Source organism: Agrobacterium tumefaciens (assembly GCA_025559845.1).
Taxonomy (GTDB): Bacteria; Pseudomonadota; Alphaproteobacteria; order Rhizobiales; family Rhizobiaceae; genus Agrobacterium.
Genome location: CP048470.1, coordinates 1,835,687 through 1,849,793 on the forward strand (window position 1 = coordinate 1,835,687; position 14,107 = coordinate 1,849,793).

The 14,107-nt window shown below is 57.0% G+C and carries 11 protein-coding genes; 4 read left to right on the plus strand and 7 right to left on the minus strand.

All coding sequences use genetic code 11. The features are described 5' to 3' along the window. Positions 1-14: 14 nt before the first annotated feature. The 5 genes from FY156_24800 to FY156_24820 all read right to left on the minus strand — a co-directional run bounded on the left by FY156_24800 (position 15) and on the right by FY156_24820 (position 6,283). On the minus strand, positions 15-860 hold the full coding sequence (locus FY156_24800; protein UXS04673.1) for an ABC transporter ATP-binding protein: 846 nt from the start codon (positions 858-860) through the stop codon (positions 15-17). Further along, positions 857-2,899: a dipeptide/oligopeptide/nickel ABC transporter permease/ATP-binding protein gene (locus FY156_24805; GenBank protein ID UXS04674.1), complete on the minus strand. Its 2,043-nt coding sequence runs from the start codon at positions 2,897-2,899 to the stop codon at positions 857-859. Before FY156_24805 ends, FY156_24800 begins: the two co-directional genes overlap by 4 nt. Continuing rightward, on the minus strand, positions 2,865-3,830 hold the full coding sequence (locus FY156_24810; GenBank protein UXS04675.1) for an ABC transporter permease: 966 nt from the start codon (positions 3,828-3,830) through the stop codon (positions 2,865-2,867). Before FY156_24810 ends, FY156_24805 begins: the two co-directional genes overlap by 35 nt. 133 nt (positions 3,831-3,963) lie before the next feature. Further along, the gene (locus FY156_24815) at positions 3,964-5,526 is read right to left on the minus strand and encodes an ABC transporter substrate-binding protein (protein ID UXS04676.1); all 1,563 of its coding nucleotides are present in this window, start codon (positions 5,524-5,526) and stop codon (positions 3,964-3,966) included. Between the two features lie 34 nt (positions 5,527-5,560). After that, positions 5,561-6,283: a FadR family transcriptional regulator gene (locus FY156_24820; protein UXS04677.1), complete on the minus strand. Its 723-nt coding sequence runs from the start codon at positions 6,281-6,283 to the stop codon at positions 5,561-5,563. 212 nt (positions 6,284-6,495) lie between these two features. On the opposite strand from FY156_24820, the gene FY156_24825 reads away from it, so the two are divergent. From FY156_24825 to FY156_24835, 3 genes are all read left to right on the plus strand, one after another. Next, a complete protein-coding gene (locus FY156_24825) occupies positions 6,496-7,626 on the plus strand; it encodes a YjhT family mutarotase (GenBank protein UXS04678.1) in 1,131 nt (376 codons plus the stop codon). 66 nt (positions 7,627-7,692) lie between these two features. Beyond that, entirely contained in the window at positions 7,693-8,670 is a 978-nt protein-coding gene (locus FY156_24830; GenBank protein ID UXS04679.1) for a Gfo/Idh/MocA family oxidoreductase, read from the plus strand. 1 nt (position 8,671) lies between these two features. Beyond that, entirely contained in the window at positions 8,672-9,655 is a 984-nt protein-coding gene (locus FY156_24835) for a Gfo/Idh/MocA family oxidoreductase (protein UXS04680.1), read from the plus strand. A 92-nt stretch (positions 9,656-9,747) separates the two neighbouring features. On the opposite strand, the gene FY156_24840 is transcribed toward FY156_24835, so the two are convergent. Then, complete coding sequence (locus FY156_24840; protein UXS04681.1) at positions 9,748-10,791, minus strand: SMP-30/gluconolactonase/LRE family protein; 1,044 nt, start codon at positions 10,789-10,791, stop codon at positions 9,748-9,750. A gap of 392 nt (positions 10,792-11,183) precedes the next feature. Here FY156_24840 and FY156_24845 point away from each other — a divergent pair, with 392 nt between their 5' ends. Beyond that, positions 11,184-13,106, plus strand: a complete 1,923-nt coding sequence (locus FY156_24845) for a HAMP domain-containing protein (protein UXS04682.1) — start codon at positions 11,184-11,186, stop codon at positions 13,104-13,106. A gap of 91 nt (positions 13,107-13,197) precedes the next feature. Here FY156_24845 and FY156_24850 read toward each other — a convergent pair whose 3' ends face one another. Further along, the gene (locus tag FY156_24850; protein UXS04683.1) at positions 13,198-14,097 is read right to left on the minus strand and encodes a LysR family transcriptional regulator; all 900 of its coding nucleotides are present in this window, start codon (positions 14,095-14,097) and stop codon (positions 13,198-13,200) included. Between the last annotated feature and the right edge of the window lie 10 nt (positions 14,098-14,107).

Below are 14,107 nucleotides of genomic sequence, written 5' to 3' on the forward strand. Positions count from 1 at the left end.
CAGATTTTGCGTGGTTAAAGAGGAGTGGGAGCACTGAGGGGCGCATGCAGCAGGCTGGGTGCGGCCTCCAGAAGCGTTTTCGTGTAGGCTTGGCTTGGGGTGTCCAGGACCTGATTGCTGGGACCGAATTCCACGATCTTGCCATTGCGCATCACGGCGATTTCATCCGATATGTGGCGCACTGTTTGAATGTCGTGCGATATGAAAACCATACCCAGTCCGAGCTCTCGCTTCAGATCCTGTAGAAGGTTCAGGATCTGCGCACGTACCGAGACGTCGAGAGCCGAGGTCGGTTCGTCGGCAACAATGATCTGCGGCTCAAGCGAAAGTGCCCTGGCGATGGCGACACGCTGGCGTTGCCCGCCCGAAAGCTGAGCGGGGATGGCATCCAGCACCGACTGGGGCAGGCCAACCAGCGACACAAGCTCGGATACTCGGGAGCGACGGCTCGCTGCATTGCCGATACCATGGACCTCAAGTGGGTCTGTCAGCGCGTCGCGCACCAGCATTCGTGCGTTGAGGGCGGTCGCTGGGTCCTGAAACACGACAGAAACAAGACGTCCCATACGTCGACGGGTGGCAGCATCGAAGCGACGGACCGGTTGGCCGTCAAATAGAACCTCACCCGAACTCGGCTGTTGAAGGCCGATCAGCACTTTGGACGCGGTCGATTTGCCAGAACCGGATTCGCCGACGATGCCGAGGGTCCGCCCCTTGTATACGGCGAATGACACATGATCGACCGCACGAACAAAAACGGGCTTGGAGAATGTTGTGGCCCGGACTCCGAAGTCGACACAGACATCGCGCAATTCGATGACCGGTTTTACCGCATCTTGTGAGAGGGACTGGATACTCATGCGACGTCCTCCTTCGGTGCGATCGGGTCATCATCTGGATGGGCGGCATAAAAGTGTCCGGTTTGGCCAACCTGTTTCATGACAGTGATCACACCGGCGTTGCGCAACGGATTTGACGAACGCGGAGCAAACCGGTTGCCGGGCGGAAATTCACTGGGAGAAGGGACAGTGCCGCGTATCTGGTGAAGTCTCTCAGCACCGGCTTCGATGCTCAACACAGCGCCCAGCAGACCACGGGTATATTCATGAACCGGCTGCGCGAGCACGTCGCGGCTTGGGCCTTGCTCAACCATCTGGCCGGCATACATTACGGCGATACGGTGGGAAATCTCCGCAACCAGAGCCAGATCGTGCGACACGAATACCATGGCAAAACCCAACTCTCGGCGTAGCTTGTCGAGAAGCTCGATAACCTGCTTTTGCACGGTTACGTCGAGTGCGGTCGTCGGCTCGTCGGCAATGACCAGTTTTGGATCTCGGGTCAGTGCCATGGCGATCAACACGCGCTGCCGTTGCCCGCCGGAAAGTTCGTGCGGGTAGGAGTTCAGCGTGCGTTCCGGATCGAGGCCGACGAGTTCGAGCAGGTCCTTGGCACTGCGGGTACCGCCTCGCGCTGTGAGCTGCTTCATCTGCGAGCGGATCAGCATCGCCGGATTGAGCGAAGACAGCGCATCCTGGTAGATCATTGCAATACCTTTGCCACGCAGGGCATTGCGTTCACGCTCCGTCATTGTCAGGAGATTGCGACCTTCAAAGAGGATTTCGCCTCGGATGCGTGCTTTGGGGTCGAGCAAGCCCATGATGGCGAGCGACGTGATGGACTTGCCACAGCCCGATTCACCGACGAGAGCGAGCGTTTCGCCAGGTCGAACGGAGAAGGAAACGTTGTCCACCACATCGACATTGCCATGCCGTGGGAAGGCGATGCTGAGATTTTTCACCTCGAGCAATGGCTGTTGTTCGCCTTCAAAATGCGGTCGATCGCTACGGGTACGTTCGACTGTGCGTAAAGCGTCAAGACGTTGCTGTAGAGAGGCAGGCTCGTTGAACGAGGATGAAGAAACGGTGCGGTCGGGTTGCTGTGCCTGAAAGTTGTCTGTCGCAGCAGCAACTGTTGCTGCATTCACTTTCGAGCGGGCGCGCGGTGCCGCCATTGCATCGGTCATGCCTTCTGCCAGAATATTGAGGGCCAGAACAGTCACGGTAATAAGTGCGCCGGCGAAGAAGGTCGGCCACCAGGCTCCCGACATCACCAGTTGGCGGCCTGCCGCCATAACGTTGCCCCAGGAGGGCTCCGGGTCTGGGACCCCGGCCTGGATGAAGGAGAGCGAAGCTTCGAACACGATTGCGTCGGCGACAAGTACGGTAGCAAAGACCAGGATGGGGGCCAGACAATTGCGGGCGACGTGCTTGATGAGAATACGTGGCGTTGATGCTCCCATGACCCGCACTGCGGCCACATAGTCCTCACCGTATTGGCCGATAATATTGGCGCGGATGACGCGCGTTAGCTGCGGGGTGTAGAGGAATGCGATCGTCAGGATCAGAACCGGAAGAGATTGCCCAAAGACGGTGACGAAAACGACGGCCAATGCAATTCCGGGGAACGACATGATCATGTCCAGGACGCGCATCAGCGCCTCCTTAACCCACCAGCTTGCGGTGGCCGCGATTGCGCCGAGAACAGATGCCACTAGCAGCGCGACCACTGTCGCTCCGATGCCGATGATCAGAGAATAGCTTGCGCCATAAAGCAGTCGGGAGAATACGTCTCGGCCCTGCCGGTCGGTGCCAAACCAGTAGGTTGCGTCCGGGGCGGAAGGGCCACGTGTCAGTCCGGTTGCCAGCGGATCGTGTGTGGCGACCAGGGGGGCCAGAGCCGCCATCAGAAAGATGAACAGCAGGATGGCCAAAGCGATTTTTGACGCAGCCGGGAGCTGGCGCAGGCCTGACAGGCGCGAGCCGGGTGTCGAAAGCCTTTCTGTGAGTTGAATTCTAAGCACTTCAAACCGTCCTGATACGCGGGTTGACCAACACATAAAGCAGGTCGACAGCGACATTGATCACCACAAAGGCGAGCGCTACGGTTAACGTTACGCCTTGCACGAGATTGGGTTCGTTATTGGTCACGCCATTCATGATGAGCATGCCCATGCCATTGATGTTGAATATGATTTCGATGACGACGGCACCTCCTAGAAGGTAGCCGATGCGCAGGCCAAGCACGGTAATCGGTGTGATCAGGGCGTTGCGTAGGACATTGCGTGCCACCACGACGCGCCGGGGTATCCCGGCGCCAAGAGCAGTGCGAACATAGTCACGGTCGAGTTCTTCGACCATCGATGTGCGCACGACACGCGAGAGTTGGCCGATGACCGGCATGGCCAAGGCAAAGGCTGGCAAAAACATGCGTAATAACCAGCCACCAAAATTGTCCGTCATAGCTGGTAGCTTTCCGGCGACCGGGAAGATCGAGAACAATCCAACCTTGTGGCCGAGCACCTGGATCAGGAGGATCGCCAGCCAGAAAGATGGGGTAGACAGCGACGCGATCGACAGCAGGCGAATGGCCTGATCGGGCCAGCGATCGCGATAGACCGCCGCAACGATGCCGAGCGTCAGTGCGAAGCCGACGGCGATGATGAGGCCAAGAAACGTCAATTGCAGCGTGACGGGGAAAGCACGGGCGATCTCGTCGATGACAGGCAGTTGGCGGGCCGAATATGTCCCCAGATCCAGTTTCGCCAGTCCGGTCAGAAACGTCACGTAGCGGGTGGGCAGGGGATCATCAAGACCATGGGCGGCACGATACTCAAGCCGCGCTTCCAGTGAGGCGCCTTCACCTAATGCGGTGATGGCTGGGTCCACCTTCGAAAACGACATGATGAAAAACACGAGAAATGTGATCCCGAGGATCATGATCGGCAATTGCACGAGACGGCGACCGATAAGGCTCAGCACTTTTGACATGCCAAACTAGCTCCTTCGCAAAAGACAATAGAGATCACGGCAGCAGCACTGCCGATGCCGGGCCAAGTGCCCGTCCTATGTCGAAGAGTTGGCAATTCAGGCGCCGGGTTTTCCAGCGCCTGAACGTGCCGGATTATTGCTTGACGCCAACGCCAAGGAAGGAAAGGCCGGTCGTCGGCACCGGTGCAAAGCCTTCCAATTGCTCGGCGTCCCATGCGGTTGGCAACTGGCGATGGAAGAGTGGGTAAAGCGGGACCTCTTCAGAAAGAAGGTCGAACGCCTTGTTCCATTTTTCTTGCTGATCGGTCCCGGTCAGCCGCTGTGCTTCATTCAGGACACCAGTCAGTTCGCCGTATTTGGCGCTTGCGGACCACTGGAAGCGCTTGGTCGGCCAGATATTGTCGCCATACCACCATTGCATCAGAATATCAGGATCGTTGCCAAAGACCGAGGGGTCACCAGGCGCGATCATGACCTGCATCTTGCCGGCATCGACTTTGGTGTATTGGCCACCGGACTGGCCGATATCGAGCGTGGTGTTGAACCCGACCGCGTCAAGCGACTCCTTGATGATCGGCGCCACGTCCTTGACCCAGCCATGGTCCGTGCTCATCAGCGTGATGTCTAGCTTCGGCGTGCCGGCTTCAGCCAGCAAAGACTTGGCCTTATCAGGATCATAGGTGTAGACGGTCGAAGCCTGGTGATAGTTCGGATGCGTTTTCGGCAGGAACGATGTTGCTGCGGTCGCATTGTCAAGCATACCCGTGCCGATGATCTTGTCCATGTTGAGCGCATAGAAGAATGCCTGGCGGACACGTACATCGTCGAAGGGTTTGGCGGCCGTGTTGAACATGGCAAACAGCAGTCCGAAAGACTGGGTCTTTTCGAGCGTTGCCGCTGCGGCCACGGCATCGGCGTCGACATAGGGCACATCTTCCATGGCCATAACGGTGCCGGAGGTCAGGGCGTTAACGCGTGCGGTCGGATCAGCGATCAGGTTCCAGACCATCTCCTTGGCAAGAGCCGGGCGAGGGCCGGTATAGGCATCATTGCGGGTGAACACGATCTGCGCTTCAGGGACGGCTGAGACCAGCTTGTAAGGGCCGGACCCAATGGGCAGCTTGCCAAACCCGTCCGCGTCCGCTTCCACAGCAGCCTTCGGTACGATCTTCACGGAACCCAGCCGCTCGCTGAACAGCGAGAACGGGAATTTGGTCGTGATCTTCACCGTATCCGCAGAGACGACTTCGACCTTGTCGATGAAGGATACGAAAGAGCGGAACAGCGATTTCGACGCGGGGTCCAGAACACGGGTGAACGAAAAAACCACGTCATCTGCCGTGACAGGGGCGCCGTTATGGAAAACAGCGTCTTTGCGCAGCTTGATGGTGTAGGTCAATCCATCCTGGCTGGTTGGCATTTCAGCAGCCAGAGCCGCGTAGGGTTTGCGTGTTACAGGATCAAGATCGACCAGACCTTCAAAGACATGCCAGTTTGCTGCCTGCGTGACGGCACCCGATGCATTCAAGGGATCGAACGTTCCAGACAAACCGTAAGCAATTGCAACCTGGATCGTTGCATCCGGATTTGTCGTGGCCGATTGCGCCAGCGCACCCGTGCTGCCAATCATGTAGGTTGAGGCAAGTGCTCCTGCCACAAGGCAAAGGGCGCGGCGTGAAATTGCAAACGTTGTCATTGGTTCCCCTTTTTTTGGTATTGAAGTCCGGATGTCATTTTCCAGTCGGCGGCGTCTTGTTGTGTCGGATGACGCGTTCGATACCGTCGTAGTGTTTATCGAGCTGCTCCTTGGCCGCCTTGATGTCGCCAGCCTCTATGGCGTCGACGATTGCCGCGTGCTCGCGCCAAGTTTGCATTGGGTCGGCGTTGCTCAGGTTCACGAAGTCGGATGCCTTGTAGAAAGCGAGCCAGAAGACTTCGAGCAGCCGCAACAGGATTTCATTTTCCTGGCAACGAAAAAGCAGTTGGTGGAAGAGCCTATCCTCATCGGGGAAGCTTTCGCCCTTTTCTGCCCGCTCACGCATCCTGTCGAGCGCATCGCGCAGTTCCTGGATGTCACGGGGTGTGATGCTGGCTAAAGTCTTCTCGATCAGTCCGACCTCAAGGGTTCTGCGAATGATGATGACTTCTTCAATCTGCTGCAGGGCGCTACCGAGGCCGTAGGCAAGATTGTCGAGCAATGGCTCGAATGAAAACGCCTTCACGAAGACGCCAATACCCCGGCGCGATTCAAGGACGCCAACAGATTCAAGCGCCTTGATGCCTTCTCGGACGGAGTTGCGGCTGACTCCCAGTTGTTGTGCAAGTTCGCCTTCAGGAGGCAGTGGAGAGCCGGCTTTCAGATTGTTGTCGTCGATATAGCTCCGAAGGCTCTCCTGCACCGATACGTGCAACAGAGGCGCTTTTTGCAGGGGCTTTATCGTTTTCAGGCTCATCGTCCGTCTCCAGGGTTGGTTGGCTTCGGCTGAAACCTACCCGTTGCTCGTTAATTATCCACTTGTAGGATATCTGTCAACAGGATATTGGGTCTCTATCGTCGATGGGGAGGAACCTCAAGCCTGAGGGACGCCATCGAGTGCGGTTGGGATCTGAGTGATTTCCACCTTGGCAAAGCGATATTTGAAGCAAGCAGCAGCAAGAGGACGCGATGAGAGCAGTGTTACCGGATACGAAATCCGCGCCGAAAGAAGCCCCACAACTGACCGCGTCGCACACTTCAGGGAAATGGCCGGATCTACCCGTGGCGATCAAAGGTGGAATTGGTGTTCAGTTTGACGACGTCGCCTATGTCGGTCTTGGTTCAGCAGGTCGGGATCTCTATTCACTTGATCTGAAAAATCCTGAAGCAGGTTGGAAAGGGCGAACCGCCTTTCCCGGTGCGCCGACAAACGGTGCGGCTGCCGCAGCAAGTGGCGGCAGGATTTTCGTATTCAGCGGTAATGGAAAGCAGAGGCCGGACGCCAAGTCCGCAATCATCTTCGACTGCGTTCATATCTACGACCCTGCAGACGATAGCTGGAGCAGAGTGGAAACGCGCACACCAGTCGGTCTATCTGGTGCAAAAGCGCTATCATTGTCTAACGGCCGCATTGCCATTGTCGGCGGATACAACAAGCAGCTTTTCGACCGATATCTCGCTGACCTCTCGGTTCTGGACAAGGACGCAAACCCGTTGGAATTTGACCGACTTGTACGCAGCTACATGAGCATGGCGCCGGACGAGTATCGCTGGAACGGTGACGTGCTTTCCTATGATCCCAAGACGAATTGCTGGGGTTTGCTTGGGCAAAATCCGTTTCCGCCGAACTGCGACAGCGCAGCGGTGACGATCGGGCAGGATGATTTTGTCCTCGTCAGCGGCGAGGTGAAACCGGGTTTGCGAACGGCAGCGGTCAAGAGCGTGTGTTTCAAAGAAAACCTGTGCGATTGGCGACAACTGACAGATCTGCCGAAGCCAGCCTCGGATGAGGTGCAGGAGGGATTGGGCGGCGCTTTCGCTGGTTACGTCGGAAAGCAGATTCTGGTTGCCGGTGGCGTCAACTTCAAGGGCGCTCGCGCAAACGCCGATGCCGGCAACTGGTATGCGCATGAAGGCCTCACCAAAATCTGGCGTGACGAAATCTACGCATTTGACGGCAAGGACTGGCGTGAGGTTGGAAAACTCCCGCGCGGCCTCGCTTACGGCATTTCGTTTTCCGTGCCCGACGGACTGCTGATCGTCGGCGGCGAGGATTGTACAGGCAATGCACGCGCAGAAGTCTTTGTTGTCAACGTCTGAAACGGTCGTGGCAGACGATAACAATCAACCTGAACGACATATCTCAACAGCAAATTGGATGGAACGATGAAGCTGGCCTTCTTTGGGGTAGGACATTGGCATGCAGCGATGCACGCGGAATCTGCGCGGGCATCCGGTGCGCAGATTTTAACGGCATGGGATGCGGACGTCGCGAAAGCGGAGAGATTTGCAGAGACCTACGGTGCTAAGGTCGTCAGCAGCATTGAAGAGGCGCTGCAACAGGAACCCGATCTGGCTGTCGTCATGGGCAAACCTTTCGAAATGGCAGATCTTGCCCGGCAACTGATTGCCATCAAAATGCCGATCCTGATTGAAAAACCTGTTGGCGTTTCGGGACAGGTTTTGAAACCGATTGTCGATCTGGCGGAGGAGACTGGCGCTTTTGTCGCTGTCGCGCTGGCGCACAGCTACAGCCCGCTTCTTGAAGAGTTCCGAAAGCTGAAGGGAGACGGGCGACTTGGACCGGTTTCCCATTCCCATTTCCGTCTGATCAATGGTCCTCCTCAGCGATATGTCGACGACGGTTGTGAATGGGTGCTGGACGGAGCGATCAGTGGCGGCGGGGCATTGCGGAATCTCGGTATCCACGGTGTCAATGCGTTCATCGATGTGGTGGGCGATCAGAAAATCGACGTCGTGAGTGCGTCTTTCGGACCCAAAATGCACGGGACGTCGGTCGAAGACTATGCCGTGGTGATCCTGCGTGCCGAAGATGGCAGCATCGGCATGGTCGAAGCCGGATACATCTTTGCGTCAATGATCAGGGGGATTTTCGAATGGCGTGTTTCAACACGCAATGCGAGCCTTTGTGATCGCGGTGATGTGCTGGAGATCGTCACGCTGGATGACGGTTGTGTCCGTGAAGTTCAAGCAACGCCGGTTGCCAGACGTTACGACGCCATGATGGCGAAAACGATCGATCGGTTACGCGATGGCGGCGAGCCGGCTGTAACGCTCGCGCGCCACTGGCGCGCGATGGACATTATCGACAGATGCTACGCGTATGCAGGCGGGGAAAAGTAAGATGCTGCAGGTTGGAATTATCGGTGCCGGTCACTTCGGCGCAGAACATGCGCGTGCCTTGAAACACCTGTCCGGTGTCCGGCTGGTCGCGTCTTGCCGTAATGATCCTGAGGGACTTGCTGCATTTACGGCAGAGTTTGGCGGCACGGCCTATCTCGACTGGCGCGATCTGCTGGCCGATCCGGATGTCGATGCGGTTGTCATTTCGTTGCCGCATCATCTTCATGCCGAGGTCGCGATTGCGGCAGCAGATGCGGGCAAGCATCTCATGGTGGAAAAGCCGTTGGCCCCGAATGTGGTCGATTGTGTCAGGATCATCGAGGCGGCCGACAGGGCCGGGGTTATATTGATGCCCGGTCACACGATGCGGTTCACCTTGCCGTTCTTGACTGCGAAACGCGCAATGGAAGAAAATGGCCTGGGTGCAATGCGATTTGGCCACAGCCGCATGATCAAGTTCTGGATGGAGGAAAACCGCCGGCAATGGCATCTTTCACCAGAAATGGGTGGTGGTATGCTGTTTACGGCGGGAATTCATGCGCTCGACAGATTGTTGGCTTTTGCGCCAACCCCTGCCACTCAAGTCAACGCGATCTCGACCACCGCCTTTCACAAGCAAGGGGCTGATGATGCGGCACTCCTACTGCTCAATTTCGGCGGAGCGGCTGCCGGACAGTTGACGAGCATCGGCTTCAGCAATGGTGCCTTCATTTCCGGGGACGAACTGATCTGTGAAAACGGCGTGATTGTCGTCGACTTCTTCAAGGGTGTTTCGGTTGGACAAGGCAATAAATGGCGCATGCTGGAAAACGCTCTGGAAGAAAATGGCGGCGCCAGAGCTCTGGTTCGTCAATGGGAAGATTTTTTGGGCGCTGTGAAAGATAGAAAGATGCTGTCAGTTACCGGACAGGATGGCCTGCATGTTGTTGCCTGCATAGAGGCCGCTTTCGTCGCGTCGAGAGAACGAAGGGAAGTCGTGATTTAGTTCAGGCTTTCTGTCGGTGCCGTGTCGATAAATGAGAAGGGTCGATCCCTTGCGAGGACCGGCCCTTCTCATTCTATCCGGCAGACGTGCTCTCAGACAGCGCCGCGGGTCTCGACGTAGAGTGCATAGACCGAGTGGCTGCTCGCCATGTAAAGACGGTTCTTCTTTGCACCGCCAAAGACGAGGTTCGGGCAACGTTCCGGCAGCTTGATGAAGCCGATCGCCTTACCTTCAGGGTTGAATACCTTGACGCCATCAAGGTCTTCCGGCTTTGCATCGGGCGCACCATTGGTTCCCCAGCCGCACCAGATGTTGCCATCGATATCGACCTTGATGCCATCAAGGCCGCCATTGTCATCAGCCGTAACCAGAGCCGTCTTGTTTGACAGTTCCACGCCATCCTTGCTCACGTCATAAGACCATATGATGCGATGCGGAGCTGCACGGCCTTCGACGATGTAGAGCTTCTTTTCGTCGGGCGAAAACGCCAGGCCGTTGGGGCCTTTCAACTGATCGGTGACGAGATCCAGTTTGCCTTCCGGCGAAATGCGATAAACGGAATGTGGCAGCTCCGGCGTCGCCTTTTCGCCTTCCCATTCGCCACCGATGCCAAAGGGTGGATCGGTGAACCAAAGCGAACCGTCCGATTTGCAAATGATGTCATTCGGTGAATTCAGCTTCTTGCCGTTGAAGTTGTCGGCCAGCACAGTGATGGAACCATCGTATTCCGTGCGCGTCACGCGACGTGTCAGATGCTCGCAGGACACGAGGCGACCCTGCTTGTCGCGGGTATGACCATTGGTGTAGTTGGCGTTATCGCGGAACACGCTCCAGGTCTCGTTGGCCTCATCATATTTCATGATGCGGTTGTTGGGGATGTCGCTGACGAGCAGATAGCGACCATCGCCGAACCAGACCGGTCCTTCCAGCCAGCGTGCGCCTGTTGCAACTTGCTCCAGGGTGCTGGAGCTGATGCGGTATTTTGCAAAGCTCGGATCAAGGATCTGGACCGCAGGGTCCGGGTAACGTGCGTTCGGTTGGAACGGCATCGCCTGTGCAGAGGCAAGCTTTGTTGTAACGCCTGTTGCCACGGCGGCAGCAGACAGCGCGAAAATATTGCGGCGTGTAAAATCCACGGAAAAGTGCCCTTCAAGATGATTTTGATGTCATATCAATCTGCCCGCATAGGGGGAGCCTAGAGCATGGCCCGGGCGGGAATTAACGGCAGTCCATTGTGCGCCGCAACATGACGTGGGCGTTGACCTCTAGCCATAGTTAAGCAGTTCGGAACGTTGCATTACAAGATTTTGTAAGAGGTTGATATTTTTCGAAAAGGCCATGTTGCATCGCAATAAAAGTAAGATTTTCTTATCACAATTCTCCTAGCGTTCGAGCCAGGACATATCGATCGATCCCGGTCCCTCGCGCGCATGATGTGCGCCGCCTGCTGCGGCGGTTCCTGCATTCCTTTCCCGCCTGACGTGTTGCAAAGCGTGCCGTCTCTTCAGCGCCGCTCTGAGGTTTTTCGATGCTGCAAAATTTAAAGATCAAGACCAAGTTTCTGATGACAATCGCCATTCTCGGCGTGATTTCGCTTGCTGGGCTGCTGTATGTTACGCACAGTTTCAGTGCTGCAAATCAGGCATATGGCAACTTCCTGCAAAATGAGAGCAATGCCGCGACCTTCGGTCCGCGTGGTGCCGCAGGCATGTGGACAGCGACGACGTGGCTTAGCCGTGCGTTGGCGCAGGACCCGGCATCACCCGCATTCAAGGATCTTTCCGCCCGTTTCACCAAGGAAATTGCCGGAGCCCGCGACCGGCTCGCGCAAATTCCCGGGATCGTTCCAAGCCGCAAGGCGGCAATCGATGAACTGATCGCCGGTGCCGATGGTCTGAAGGCCATTGGGGAAAGCCTTCTTGCAGCGCACACGGCAGGCGATGAAGTCAAGGTTGCGGATCTCTCAAGCAAGCTTGACCAGGCAATCGTCGATCTCTCCCCGAAATTTGGCGCCAACAACGGCGCCATGGCAGAAATCCTTAATAGCGGTGCAAAGCGGCTTTCTGACGAGGTGTCCACCACGATCCTCTATGCGATCGTTGGCATGCTCCTCGGCATTGGTCTTGCGGTCGTTCTGGCAATGGCGATTGCCCACAAGGGTATTACGGCGCCGATGGCGCGCCTGCGTGAACGCATGGTGTCTCTTGCCGCCGGCGAAACGGATGCTGAGGTAGTCGGCCTTGATCGCAAGGATGAAATCGGTCAGATGGCCGAAGCTGTCGCGATCTTCCGCACCAACGCCCTTGAGCGCAGCCGCCTCGAGCGCGAAGCCGAAGACAACCGCAGCCTTTCCGAGCGCGAGCGCATCGAGCGCGAACAGCAGCGCGCCCGTGAAGCATCGGAAGTGAAATTCGCTGTCGAAAGCCTTGCGGAAGGCCTGAGCAATCTGTCTGACGGCAATGTCGTCTACCGTATCGAGAAGCCGTTTACCGCCGTTCTCGATGGCGTCCGCAACGACTTCAACGCGTCGGCCAGCAAACTTCAGCGGGCGCTGGAGCAGGTTGCCGAAAATGCACGCAGCATCGAGGCCGGTTCGTCTGAAATCCGATCCGCTGCCGATGATCTTGCCAAACGGACCGAACAGCAGGCCGCGTCTGTCGAAGAGACTGCCGCTGCACTCGAAGAAATCACAACGACAGTCAAGGACGCGGCTCGCCGCGCCCATGAGGCAGGCGTGCTCGTCACGCGCACCCGCGCCGGTGCCGAGAAATCCGGCGAGGTCGTCCAGAATGCCGTCAAGGCAATGGAGCAGATCGAGAAGTCGTCGGGTGAGATCAGCAACATCATCGGTGTCATCGACGATATCGCCTTCCAGACCAACCTTCTTGCTCTCAATGCCGGCGTTGAAGCCGCTCGCGCCGGTGATGCTGGAAAGGGCTTTGCCGTGGTTGCTCAGGAGGTTCGTGAGCTTGCCCAGCGTTCCGCCAATGCTGCGAAGGAAATCAAGGCACTGATCAACAATTCGAACCAGCAGGTCCAGAGTGGGGTGGAACTGGTCGGAGCAACCGGTGTGGCGCTAGAAAGCATTGTTGCCGAGGTGCAGGAGATCAACCGTCACGTGAACGCAATCGTAGAATCGGCTCAGGAACAGTCGTCTGGCCTGCAGCAGATTAACACGGCCGTCAATGCGATGGATCAGGACACGCAGAAGAACGCTGCCATGGTGGAGGAATCCACGGCCGCAAGCCACGGCCTGGCACGCGATGCCGCTGCGCTGAACGCTCTGCTGTCGCAGTTCAAGCTCTCGACCCGTCCTCAATATGCGGTACGTCCGGCAGGTCAGCAGGATGCACCGGCAACCTCTCCAGCCCGTAGTCTCGCGCGCAAGGTTGCATCTGCCTTCTCGGGCAACGCCGCGCTCGACACGTCAAACGATTGGCAGGAATTCTAAGCGGACCAATCGGGCGAATAAGCTACTGCAGATCAAAAAATGCACGCCGCGACCAGCAGGTCGCGGCGTTTTTCGATTGCGGAACTGAAGCCTATGGATGCCGGCCGGGGTCAATCTGAGATGCGATGATGTCACGTATTTCCGGTAGCAAGGGATTGCGATTGTCTGGGCTCCAGATGGCGTGAAGCTCTGCCGTGCATTCCTCCCGCATGTCCATCGCGCGAAAGACAACATTGTCAAAGCAGGCGTTCTGAGTGCCTGCGGGCACCACCGCCAGGCCGATCCCGGCACTGACAAGTGAGAGAATGGCCTGTGAGTGGGTCATGCTTTGAACGATGCGGGGTGTGACAGCATTTTCCGTCATCACCTTGTTCAGCTTCTCATGCAGATATCGCGCGGCCGGCGAAAACATGATGAAAGCTTCTCCACTCAGGGATGTCAGTGAAGGCCGCCGTTTGCTTGCAAGCGGATGCGAGCGCGGGATGGCCAGCATCATGGGCTCTCGCTCGACACACAGGCTCTGGAGATGATGGTTGCCGCTGAGTGGGCGCGAAAGCCCAAGATCGACCTCACCAGAATTGATGGATTGAAGCTGCTCGGCCGTTTCCATTTGCACCAGTTCAAGATCGATATGGGGGGCTGCGGCACGGGCGTGAGCAATGAAGCGTGGGAGAAAGCTGTAAGTGGTAGCGCCCACAAAGGCGATTTTTACCGTACCGACGTTGCCGCGCGCGATCCTTCTTGTTGCCGTTATCGCCGAGTTGCCGAGCTCAAGAAGTTTCTGTGCCTCAATCAGAAATGCCATGCCGGCAGGCGTCAGGACCACGCGTCTGCTGCTTCTTTCAAAAAGAGTGACGTCAAGCTGCTGCTCAAGCAGCTTGATTTGCCGGCTGAGTGGCGGCTGTGTGATGTTCAAGCGTTTTGCCGCACGGCTGAAATTCAGTTCCGTTGCAACGACGACAAATGAGCGAACCTGTGTCAAATCCAGCATCTATTCAAAT

Bases quoted from the DNA above. Each gene is read 5' to 3' on its own strand.
- FY156_24800 (UXS04673.1), bottom strand. From the start codon at position 860: ATGAGTATCCAGTCCCTCTCACAAGATGCGGTAAAACCGGTCATCGAA.
- FY156_24805 (UXS04674.1), bottom strand. From the start codon at position 2,899: ATGTGTTGGTCAACCCGCGTATCAGGACGGTTTGAAGTGCTTAGAATT.
- FY156_24810 (UXS04675.1), bottom strand. From the start codon at position 3,830: ATGTCAAAAGTGCTGAGCCTTATCGGTCGCCGTCTCGTGCAATTGCCG.
- FY156_24815 (UXS04676.1), bottom strand. From the start codon at position 5,526: ATGACAACGTTTGCAATTTCACGCCGCGCCCTTTGCCTTGTGGCAGGA.
- FY156_24820 (UXS04677.1), bottom strand. From the start codon at position 6,283: ATGAGCCTGAAAACGATAAAGCCCCTGCAAAAAGCGCCTCTGTTGCAC.
- FY156_24825 (UXS04678.1), top strand. From the start codon at position 6,496: ATGAGAGCAGTGTTACCGGATACGAAATCCGCGCCGAAAGAAGCCCCA.
- FY156_24830 (UXS04679.1), top strand. From the start codon at position 7,693: ATGAAGCTGGCCTTCTTTGGGGTAGGACATTGGCATGCAGCGATGCAC.
- FY156_24835 (UXS04680.1), top strand. From the start codon at position 8,672: ATGCTGCAGGTTGGAATTATCGGTGCCGGTCACTTCGGCGCAGAACAT.
- FY156_24845 (UXS04682.1), top strand. From the start codon at position 11,184: ATGCTGCAAAATTTAAAGATCAAGACCAAGTTTCTGATGACAATCGCC.
- FY156_24850 (UXS04683.1), bottom strand. From the start codon at position 14,097: ATGCTGGATTTGACACAGGTTCGCTCATTTGTCGTCGTTGCAACGGAA.